General features: G+C 61.4%; 9 protein-coding genes. 6 read left to right on the top strand and 3 right to left on the bottom strand.

Going from position 1 to position 9,937, the window contains the following annotated elements:
* Positions 1 to 185: 185 nt before the first annotated feature.
* From ftsZ to bchM, 3 genes are all read left to right on the top strand, one after another.
* Positions 186 to 1,295 (top strand): cell division protein FtsZ, encoded by a 1,110-nt coding sequence (ftsZ, locus tag NW807_RS11470; RefSeq protein WP_414393345.1) that lies wholly within the window; start codon positions 186 to 188, stop codon positions 1,293 to 1,295.
* 49 nt (positions 1,296 to 1,344) lie between these two features.
* A complete protein-coding gene (locus tag NW807_RS11465) occupies positions 1,345 to 2,322 on the top strand; it encodes a D-alanine--D-alanine ligase (protein WP_414393347.1) in 978 nt (325 codons plus the stop codon).
* A gap of 119 nt (positions 2,323 to 2,441) precedes the next feature.
* The gene (bchM, locus tag NW807_RS11460) at positions 2,442 to 3,107 is read left to right on the top strand and encodes a magnesium protoporphyrin IX methyltransferase (RefSeq protein WP_414393348.1); all 666 of its coding nucleotides are present in this window, start codon (positions 2,442 to 2,444) and stop codon (positions 3,105 to 3,107) included.
* A 118-nt stretch (positions 3,108 to 3,225) separates the two neighbouring features.
* Here the strand turns inward: bchM and NW807_RS11455 are convergent, their stop codons facing one another.
* From NW807_RS11455 to NW807_RS11445, 3 genes are all read right to left on the bottom strand, one after another.
* A complete protein-coding gene (locus NW807_RS11455) occupies positions 3,226 to 3,972 on the bottom strand; it encodes a peptidylprolyl isomerase (protein ID WP_414426170.1) in 747 nt (248 codons plus the stop codon).
* Positions 3,973 to 3,987: 15 nt separating this feature from the next.
* Entirely contained in the window at positions 3,988 to 4,647 is a 660-nt protein-coding gene (locus NW807_RS11450; RefSeq protein ID WP_414426169.1) for a hypothetical protein, read from the bottom strand.
* Positions 4,648 to 4,832: 185 nt separating this feature from the next.
* Positions 4,833 to 5,744, bottom strand: a complete 912-nt coding sequence (locus NW807_RS11445) for a DUF1517 domain-containing protein (RefSeq protein ID WP_414426180.1) — start codon at positions 5,742 to 5,744, stop codon at positions 4,833 to 4,835.
* A gap of 205 nt (positions 5,745 to 5,949) precedes the next feature.
* Here NW807_RS11445 and NW807_RS11440 point away from each other — a divergent pair, with 205 nt between their 5' ends.
* From NW807_RS11440 to nusB, 3 genes are all read left to right on the top strand, one after another.
* The gene (locus NW807_RS11440) at positions 5,950 to 6,801 is read left to right on the top strand and encodes a Cof-type HAD-IIB family hydrolase (protein ID WP_414393356.1); all 852 of its coding nucleotides are present in this window, start codon (positions 5,950 to 5,952) and stop codon (positions 6,799 to 6,801) included.
* A gap of 15 nt (positions 6,802 to 6,816) precedes the next feature.
* Complete coding sequence (locus NW807_RS11435) at positions 6,817 to 8,970, top strand: ATP-dependent helicase (RefSeq protein WP_414426168.1); 2,154 nt, start codon at positions 6,817 to 6,819, stop codon at positions 8,968 to 8,970.
* A 92-nt stretch (positions 8,971 to 9,062) separates the two neighbouring features.
* Positions 9,063 to 9,884, top strand: a complete 822-nt coding sequence (gene nusB, locus NW807_RS11430) for a transcription antitermination factor NusB (RefSeq protein WP_414426167.1) — start codon at positions 9,063 to 9,065, stop codon at positions 9,882 to 9,884.
* Positions 9,885 to 9,937 lie beyond the last annotated feature (53 nt).

Genomic DNA, 9,937 nt, shown 5'->3' with positions numbered 1-9,937 from the left:
ATATCCTGAGGGCTGATATGCCATCCAGTTGGTCTTATACCTCCTCCCCTAGTCCTGATCAGGGTCTGGAGCAGGCCCACTCAGCTTCTTCTTGCTCCAGCCGACCCTCCCTAGGCGAAGGGCTGGCAGCCAACTTTGAAGGGAACGGGGCTCAGACTAAGGCGGCAGGTTATCCAGAGGAAAGCATGCTGAGCAATGCCGCAAAAATCAAGGTCGTGGGGGTGGGGGGAGGAGGTGGCAACGCAGTCAACCGGATGGCAGCTAGTAATCTCAAGGGCGTCGAGTTTTGGAGCATCAACACCGATGCCCAGGCGCTTGCCCAATCCTCAGCGCCAACAGTAAACCGTCTGCAAATCGGGCAAAAGCTAACTCGTGGACTAGGGGCAGGCGGCAATCCGGCCATTGGTCAAAAAGCGGCCGAGGAGTCCAGCGAGGAAATTGCCGCCATTCTCAAAGGGGCAGATCTGGTCTTCATTGCTGCTGGCATGGGAGGGGGCACAGGAACAGGGGGAGCGCCGGTGGTGGCCCAGATTGCCAAGGCTAGCGGCGCCCTGACCGTGGGAGTGGTGACGCGGCCTTTTTCTTTTGAGGGCAAGCGGCGCGCCAAGCAAGCTGAAGAAGGGATCCAAGCCCTGCAGGAGGCAGTGGATACCTTGATTGTGATCCCCAACGACAAGTTGCTCTCGGTAATCTCTGAGCAAACCCCTGTGCACGAAGCCTTTCGCGTTGCCGATGATGTCCTACGCCAGGGAGTGCAAGGTATCTCGGACATCATTCTCATCCCCGGCATGATCAACGTGGATTTTGCCGATGTGCGCAGCGTCATGGCCGATGCTGGGACTGCCCTGATGGGCATTGGGATGGGATCCGGTAAGTCCCGTGCCCGCGAAGCCGCCATTACTGCTGTGTCCTCTCCCCTTTTGGAAACCTCCATCGAGGGGGCCAAGGGCGTACTCTTCAACATCACGGGCGGACTGGATCTGTCGTTGCACGAGGTAACGGTAGCAGCGGAGATCATCGCCGAGGCTGTAGATCCAGAGGCCAACATTATCTTTGGCACGGTGCAAGACGAGCGCATGCAAGGCGAGGTGCGCATCACCGTTATCGCCACAGGTTTTGACCGCTCGCGATCGGCTGCTAGCCCTCCCGCGGCGAAGACCTCCACAGCCAACTCAGTGGGAACGCGCAAGCCCTCCTCAGAGCCACCCCCTCGGCAGCCCCCTGAGCCTGAGCCCCCGACTTCTGGGGGGTTGGACATCCCCGAGTTTTTACGCCGCCGCCGTCCCACCCTCTAGCCAGGGGAGGGGGCAATGCTGGGGAAAGCTTTGGAGGTGGGGAGGAGTCATGAACATTGTTGTACTAGCGGGAGGCCGTTCGGCAGAACGGCAGATCTCCCTAGTGACAGGGAGAGCCTGCAAGCGGGCTCTGGAGGACTTGGGGCATCGGGTCAAGCTCATCGACCCGGAGGAAGATTTGCCCCTGCGTCTCTGGCAGGAACGGCAATCTGGCTGCGACTTCGTCTGGATTGCCCTGCATGGTCCGGGTGGCGAGGATGGTGTGGTGCAGGGGATGCTGGACTGGCTGGGCCTGCCCTACCAGGGATCCGGGCCGCTGGCCAGCGCCCTAGCTATGGACAAGCTGGTCTCCAAGCAGATCTTTCGTGCCGAAGGGGTCCCTACCCCTGACTGGTTGGTCTGGGATGAGGCACAGCCGCTCTCCTGGGCTGAGTGTGCGGCGCGCTTGGGATCGCCGCTGGTGGTAAAGCCCAGCAACAGTGGCTCGACGCTGGGGATCAGCATTGTGCAGGATGAGCAGTCGTTTGCCCAGGGGCTGGAGTTGGCCCGCTCGATCTCGGCGCGGGTTTTCCTGGAGCGCTACATTCCTGGCAAGGAGATTACCCTTGCTATTCTCTCCGGCCAAGTTCTGCCGGCCATTGAGATCATCCCGGCGCGGGGGGATTTCTACGATTACGAAGCCAAGTACGCCCCCGGCGGCTCGCGGCACTTGATCCCCTGTTCCCTCAGCTCGTCAGGATTAGCCCGCTGTGAGGCCGTGGGCCTCGAGGCCTATCGGGTGCTGGGGTGCGAGGGTTTGGCGCGGGTGGATCTGCGGGTGGACGCCGACGAGAACCCCTGGGTGCTGGAGGTGAATACCTTGCCTGGCATGACTCCTACCTCCCTCTGTCCTGAGGCAGCGGCGGCTCTGGGCTGGACGTTTACGGAGCTGGTAGACCGGATCTTGCAAGATGCCCTACAGAGAGCGGCTGCAACTCGCTCAGCCTTGCCTGCATCTCGGTCTTCTCCCCTGGGTTCGCCAGCCTGATAGGAACGCTGGCTTAGCAGCGCCTCCAAAAGTGGCGGCAGCGGCTTCGGGGTAAAATTGGGCAGAAAGGCCCCCGGCAGAGGGGGTTTCCCTGCAAAGGCAGGGCAGCGGTGAGTTCTATGCAAGAAAAAACCATTGTCCGCAATTATTTCAACACCGTTGGCTTCGAGCGCTGGCGCCGCATCTACGGCGAAGAGGAAGTTAACTTCGTCCAAAAGGACATCCGACTGGGCCATGCCCGCACGATTGAAACGGTGTTGCAGTGGCTAGGGGATCCCTCCGGTTTGCGCATTTGCGATGCCGGGTGTGGGGTGGGCAGCCTTAGCCTGCCTCTGGCTGCTCGTGGGGCGCAGGTGTTTGCCAGCGACATTTCCGAACAAATGGTCAACGAAGCACGTCGCCGGCAGCAGATTGAGCTGGGATCCCTGGACAACCCCCAGTTTCAGGTCTTGGATCTGGAGGAGCTAACGGGGCAGTACGATGTTGTCATCTGCCTGGACGTGATGATCCACTACCCCGAAGCCGACGCCCTGCGCATGCTTAAGCACTTGACCAGCCTGGCCAAGTCCCGCCTGATCTTCAGCTTTGCTCCCAAAAGCCCCTGGCTGACGCTGCTCAAGAAAGTAGGGGAGTTCTTCCCTGGATCCACCAAAACCACCCGTGCCTACCTCCACCGCGAGGCCACCTTGGTCAGCCACCTTGTCGGGTGGGGCTGGAAAGTCCAGCAACGACAAGCCATTCAAACCCGCTTCTACTTCGCCCGTCTGCTCGATCTGGTGCGCTAAATCCGGCGGAGGGGAGCCGATAACTTTTGCAGGACAAGCCGCGCCTTGGCCTACACTTCCCAATCGGGTGTTGGCAACTGGAAACGGCGGCCTCTTGGCAAGGGAACGGTCGGGATCCCTAGTTTGCAGCTGGCTTTGGACTTCCCGGCACCCGCAGCAGCTCTGCCCCTTCGAGTACCCGCGCCGAGCGGATGACATCTCCCACCTGGATGCGCTCCACCCACTCCATGCCACTGGTGACATAGCCAAACACGGCATAGCGCCCATCCAAAATTGGCAGAGCAGAGAGGGCGATATAGAACTGGGAAGAGGCCGAATCCAGAGGGCTGGAGCGGGCCATGCCCACCGCCCCCAAACGATGGGGCAAAACCAACTTGCTCAGGGCTACGGGATCCTCAATCAAAGTGTTGTAGCGGGGGTAGGGTTCTCCGCGCACCTGGATTTCCAAAGGGATAGTGCGCAGGCGGTTGCTGCCTGGCTCGGTGGCGCCACCGGTGCCATCCCCTTGGGGATCTCCTCCCTGCACCACAAACGGTTGGGGATCTTTCTCTACCCGATGGAAAGTCAAGCCGTTGTAGAAGCCCCGCTGCACCAAGTCGACAAATTGGCCAGCCGTAAGGGGCGCCGCATCGCCGCGGATCTCCAGAAGCACCCGCCCTAGGCCTTCAGCGGTCTCGATTTCCAGTTCCACCACTGCCTTGCCCTGCAGCTGGGGGCGATCGGCGTAGGCCGCCGGGATCCCCTTTGAGGCTTCCGGTGCAGGAGGCATGCTGCGGCAGGCCAGCAGACTGAGACAGACATATCCCAACACGCAGGCAATCCCCGCCCTGCGACGGCTTCCTTTCCCCAGCCTGCACACTGCCATCTGTGCGCTTCCCTCCTAAATTGACTGAGGTAACCCCAACTGCAGGGTAACGCTGCGGACGCCATTGCTCACGGCCACCCCGTGGGGGCTGATGGAGGTGACCCGCCACTCGCCTTTCACCGTCTGGCCAACCGGCACCTGCCGCATCACTTTGTCCACCAAGATCAAGGCCTTGGGAGCGCCTGGATCGTGGATCAACCCCACCAATTTCATCTGCGGCGGTGCTGGAGGCGGAATCCGTGCCGGCGGATTAGACACGCGAGCGGAAGGGGGAGGGCCGGCTGCCAGGGCAACCGGGGGACTGGTGGCCGCTGTCAACCTTGCCGAGGGCGCCTCTGGCTTCTTCCCTCTTGGCTCTTGAGACGGAACCTGTTCAGGCAACTTGGGAGGGTTTTCATCCTTCGAAGCCAAGGAGAGCTCTTGGGCTGGCAGGGAAGCAGAGTAGACAGGCTCAGGCCTCTCGTGGCTGGGATCCCTCGTCGGTACAGAAACTACCAGCTGCGGGCGCAGAGTCATCCAGAAGGCCAGACCTGCCACCAGCGCGGCTGCCGAAGCCAAGCCCAGCAGCAGTCCACCTCTCGCTGAAGAACGGCGGGGAAGCAAAGGGGGGCGCGTACCCCAATAGGGATACTCCTCCGCCCCCTCTTCCTCTAGGCTTTGCTCCAACTCCTCCAAGAGCTCATCCAGCAGAGAGTCTGCTTGAGTTGTGTAGCTGGACAAGGCCCACGGAGAACAACGGCTCCTGGCTGCTGAAGCATCAAACCCAGACACGGAAACAGGCCCTCCCTACCTTGGACGGCAAGGAGCCCGTGGCTTGAAACACCCCAGCCGCCAACCGCCGTCTCCCTAGCCCAGCGACCTTAGAGGAGCCGCATTTCTGGGTACTCGGTCAACAGCGCCTCTGCCGACAGGGTGTCTCCTTCTAGCTGCGGCGTCCACAGCACCTCGATGGCCACAATCCGCTCGGCAGGGATGGAGGCCAACTGCATCAGCCACTGCCGCAGCTCTGCCACGGACTTAACTACAGGTAGTGTACCTAAGTTGCCGCGATACGCAACCAGTAGAGTGACGACCAGGTACTCGCCAACCTCGGGGATCCCGGCAGCCGCCCGCCGCAGAGCTGCTTGAGGAAGCTGCTGGATCTGGTTGTTGCGGTTGGTGAGGGTTTCGGCGCTAAACTTGCTCCGCTCTTGCAAAGAGGCTTGATAGAACAGGGATTCGGCGCGGGAGAGGGGCAGCTTCTCCGCCTCGGCATAGCCATAGGCCCAGTAGTCGCTGTAGCGCATCAAGCCAAGGCTAACCTCTTGCAACAATTGGCTCAGCCCCTCTGGCGACTGGGTATCCGCTTCCAGAGCCAGCGCATTGATCTCCTTTTGCAGTTGGCGGGCGCTGGCCAGTAGGCCCACCTTCACTTGGGCAACGGTTACCTGCGGGTCGCTAACTTCCTCTTCTTCGGCAACAGCCGAGCGCAAGCTGCGCACTAGAAAGCTACCGGCCCCAATCAAGAGCAGCAACGCCAGCAGGCTGCCACCGCCTCCCCAAAACAAGGGCACCACCAGCGGAAAGCCAAGCCCCCCGCCATAGCTGGGGTACACGGGAGCCGAGCGAGGGCCGACAGAGCGGGGAGCTGAGAAGGTCGGGGAGCGGAAAGAGCCGCCGCCAATGCGGCCACCGCTGCGCGCCCAGACAGCGCTCACAGGGGCCAAAGCCAGGATCAAAGCCAGGGCAAGAGCCAACAGAGAGCGGCAGGTGCGACCAATGTGTTTCAGCATGTTCACAGTTTATCCATCACAGGGCTAGTCCTTACTCAATTGTAGGCTTTCTCCTCAGGCGCTAGAGGCCAAGGACGCGCTCCGCTTAACCAGCAGCTTGGAGCATTACAGACCATTACAATCTGTAGCGAGCCCCCTAGAGATGGGCACTAGACCCCTAACCCATGGGCAAATAGGGGCCGGCAGGCGGTCAAGAGGAGGAGCAATGCAAGTGGAAGTGCCAGTTCAAGAGCGATCTCTTCAGCCCTTGGCCCAGAGGAAGATTCGGCTATTGGTGTTGGACATCGATGGCACGCTGGCGGGGCCTTCCAACCAGGTTTCGGAGCCAGTGCGGCAAGCCATTCAAAGGGCCAAAGCCGCAGGCGTGCGGGTGGCCATTGCCACCGGTCGGATGCATTGTTCCGCCGAGCGATTTCACTATGAGATTGGAGCCGATATGCCGCTCTGCAGCTACCAGGGGGCACTCATTCGCGATCCCGATAGCCAAAAGACGTTAAAGCACTGGTGCTTGGACTGGTCGCTGACTGAAGAGTTGTTGCAGCTGCTGCAGGATCTGCCGGTGGGGGTGCACCTCTACATCGACGACCAGCTCTACTTGCGGGAGCTCAACCCCTTGAGCCGCGCCTATGCCGAGCGCTCGCAGGTGCCATTTCAGATCTTTTCCCCTGCCCAATATGGGCAAAGACCCACCAAGATCCTGGTGGTTTCGGAAGATACGGAGTTTTTGCAGGAACTCCAGAGATCCCTGCGGCAGCGGTATTCTCCCGAGCAGCTCTACCTCACGCGGTCAGAGCCCATTTTCTTGGAAGCCACCCACCCGGCAGTCAACAAGGGCAATGCAGTGCGCTTTTTGGCAGAAGAGGTGTTGGGGGTGTCGGCAGAGCAGGTCATGGCCATTGGCGATGGCGACAACGACATCGAGATGCTGCGGTATGCAGGGATCGGGGTAGCCATGGGGAATGCCTCGCCGGCCTTGCTGCCCTATGCCGATTGGGTTGCCCCTCCTGTTACTGAAGATGGGGTGGCGGTGGCCATCGAGACCTTTATCCTCAACTAGACAGGGAGGCAGGGCGTGGCAGCTTCTCCTTTCCCCCAGCTCATCCTGCGCCCGGAGCAGCAACAGGTCTTGACCTATCAATCGGGGCAGCTGGGGATTTCCGCTGTTCCGGGAAGCGGCAAGACGTTTATCCTGGAGCTGCTAATTGTCGATCTCATCCTCAAGCGCGGCGTCCCACCGGAGCGCATCGGGGTGTTTACCTACATGCGTTCGGCTCGGGTTAACTTGCTGCGCCGTATCAACCAACGCCTGCAGGAGGCGGGCTACCCAGATCGCTTTACCCAAGCCTTTACCTTGCATTCGCTGGCACTGCGGGTGTTGCGGGAGGCCCCAGGCCCTTGGGAAGAGCTGTCCATCTTGGAGGGGTATGAGCAGGAGCGCCTCCTCACCCGCCTTTGCCGCGCCTGGCTCAACTCCCACACCCACCTCTGGGAGCCCTTGATCCCTACGGATGAGAATTTCCCCCAAAAGGTAGCCCAAAACCGGCGGCGGTTCCGGCGCAGCTTCCAGGAGATGGTGCAGGCGGTAATTAGCACGGCCAAGAATCTCCGCCTAGGCCCGGAGGCGCTCCCTCGCGAGGGCTACCTAGGCTGGGCGGCTCCTGTGTACGATGCCTACCAAGCGGAGCTGCGCCGCCGCGGCCAGCTGGACTATGACGACCTGGGCTGGCAGGCCATGGATCTGCTGGAGCGCGACGCGGAGCTGCGGCAGCAGGTGCAAAGCTGGTACGACTACCTGTTCGAGGACGAGGCCCAGGACAGCTCCCCCCTGCAGGAAGAGCTGCTGCGGCTGCTCAGCCAGCGCACGGGCAACCTGGTGCGGGTAGGGGATCCCAACCAGAGCATCATGGGCACCTTCACCACGGCTGAGCCACGGCTGTTTCGCGCCTTTTGTCAGGCCAGCCCCCAGATCATCTCCCTGCAGGAGTCCAGCCGCAGCGCTCCCCAGATCCTGGAGCTAGCCAACCGTCTGGTGGACTGGGTTACTCGGGAACACCCAATCCCAGCCCTGCGCACTGCCCTGGCCCCCCAGCCCATTCGCCCAGCCAGTGCCAGCAGCCCAAATCCCCCAGCCAGCGAAGGACAGGTGGAGTTTCGCTGCGTCAGCGGCACTCCCGAGCGGGAGCTGCAGGAGGTGGCCCAGTGGGCTCTGGCAGCCGCCCAAACCTTCCCTGACCAGACAGTGGCTATTCTGGTGACCACCAACGAGCTAGGGGGCAAGGCCCTCGACTACCTGCGGGAAATGGGAGGGGAGCGGGTTGTCGACCTGTTGCGGGGCAGCCCCAGCCAGCGACGGGTGCTGCTGCAGCTCAAGGGGGTAATTGACTGGTTGGCCGAGCCCACTTCCTCTGCTCGCCTGGCTGCGGCAGTGGATCGCCTGGCCGATTGGGCTGGGATCCCGCGAACTGAGCTGGAGCCAATGCTGGGCTGGATCCGCGCCTCGCTGCCGGAGCGGCTGCTCTTTCCCCAGTTTGATCCAGCCCCCGTGCTGCCTGAGAGCCCCTCTTGGCAGAGCTTGGGCCGCTTGCTGCGCACCCTGGCCAGTTGGCTGCGGGCCGGGCGGTCTCCCTGGCCGGAGGTGCTGAATGTCATTGTCCAAAGCCTCTACCGCAAGCCGGAAGAGCTGTTTGTGGGCTGCTATGTCCTCAACCAGCTGGAGCAGGTGCTGGGATCCCTGCCCGAGACCGATTGGCAAGAAGTTGCCCAGGAGTTTCAGGTAATTCTGGATCGCCGCCTCCACAACCTGCCCTCCGAGATCTTGGCCTTCAACCCCGAGCCGGGCACGATCACGGTTGCCACTCTGCACCGGGCCAAGGGTTTGGAGTGGGATCAGGTTTTCATCCCCCAGGTGTCGGCCTACGAGTTTCCTACCCACTACGAGGAGCGACCGGTGGGGCTGAGGTTTTTGGAAGACGTCGATATGAAGGCAGAAGCCCTAGCCCAGTTGCGGCAGCTCAGCCCCAGAAGCTACTGGGATCTGCAGGCCAACTCTCCTACCGAACAGGCCTTTTTGGACTTGGCTGCCGAGCGGTTGCGGCTGCTGTATGTGGGCATCACCCGCAGCAAACGGCGGCTGACCCTCTCGGTCTCTACCCAATCTTCCTATGGCAAAGAGCAGAGCCCAGCTTTGGCCTTTCGCGTGCTCAGGCACAGTTTTGGGCTCAATTAGCCCCAGATCAACTAAGGTTCTTGTTTCTTCCACAGCCTGCTAACATAGCTAAGCCCACGGGGGCAGTCGTTACAGGCCATGGGTGTTTTGCCATGCAACCTCGGCGTGTTGCCCGCGAACTGGCCTTGCTGGGGGTCAGCCAACTGCCGACCACGGCGGCCAAACTCAGCGAAAAACAATTGGAAGACTTGCTGTTGGCAGCTATCCGCACCTTGCAGGAAGAAACCCATGAAACTCTTGCAACCGCAGCAGCGGAGATCCAGCGCAGCGACCGCCTGTTGCAGGAGAGCGATCCCCTGTTGTTGGCCGTTTCTGAGGCGAAGGAGGAGAGCGGATCCCGTTCCCTGGCTCTCCGTCTTCAGCAGGCCCAGCGGCAGCTGCAGCGTCTGGAAAGGGCTTTGCAGGAGGTCGCTGTGCCAAAGGAGTTGCCGGAGCTGGTCTACCAAGCCCAGGTGGCCCTCGGCAACGCGGGTCAAGCCCTAGAGCACCTGGAGCAGCGGCTGCAGAGCGTCCGCCACATCCTGGAGGAAGTGGTTCAGTTGTCCCAAAAGGCCGTCAACCGCCTGGGGGCTGCCCTCTCCATGCCGGAGCTGTTGCACATTGTCCAAGCGCCGGAGGTGCGCGCCTATGCCCTGCAACTGTTGACTGCCCTGCACACCCACAAGGAAGCTATCGATGCGCGCCTGCAGGGGGTCTTGGTGGGCTGGCAACTGCAGCGGGTGGGGCGGATCGAGCGCGATATCCTGCGCCTGGCGGTGGTGGAGATGGAAATACTGGCCAGCAGCCCCGTTAAGGTCGCCATCAACGAAGCTGTAGAGTTGGCCAAAAAGTATGGGGATCCGGAGGCTGCCGCTTTCGTCAACGGCGTGCTGCGACGAGTGGTGGACAGCCAGGAGACACTTGCTGACAGTTGATCCCAAGATCTGCCTTGGACAATGGCAGGGGATCCCCCCAAGAAACCTCTTGC

Origin of the sequence: Synechococcus sp. R70.1 (assembly GCF_047461675.1) — a bacterium.
In the GTDB taxonomy this organism is placed as follows: Bacteria; Cyanobacteriota; Cyanobacteriia; order Thermostichales; family Thermostichaceae; genus Thermostichus.
This window is presented reverse-complemented; position numbering and strand designations above follow the sequence as displayed.

Excerpts from the sequence above, each read along its gene's own strand:
- NW807_RS11445 (WP_414426180.1), bottom strand. The coding sequence starts at position 5,744 with ATGCTGAAACACATTGGTCGCACCTGCCGCTCTCTGTTGGCTCTTGCC.
- NW807_RS11455 (WP_414426170.1), bottom strand. The coding sequence starts at position 3,972 with ATGGCAGTGTGCAGGCTGGGGAAAGGAAGCCGTCGCAGGGCGGGGATT.
- nusB (WP_414426167.1), top strand. The coding sequence starts at position 9,063 with ATGCAACCTCGGCGTGTTGCCCGCGAACTGGCCTTGCTGGGGGTCAGC.
- bchM (WP_414393348.1), top strand. The coding sequence starts at position 2,442 with ATGCAAGAAAAAACCATTGTCCGCAATTATTTCAACACCGTTGGCTTC.
- NW807_RS11440 (WP_414393356.1), top strand. The coding sequence starts at position 5,950 with ATGCAAGTGGAAGTGCCAGTTCAAGAGCGATCTCTTCAGCCCTTGGCC.
- NW807_RS11465 (WP_414393347.1), top strand. The coding sequence starts at position 1,345 with ATGAACATTGTTGTACTAGCGGGAGGCCGTTCGGCAGAACGGCAGATC.
- ftsZ (WP_414393345.1), top strand. The coding sequence starts at position 186 with ATGCTGAGCAATGCCGCAAAAATCAAGGTCGTGGGGGTGGGGGGAGGA.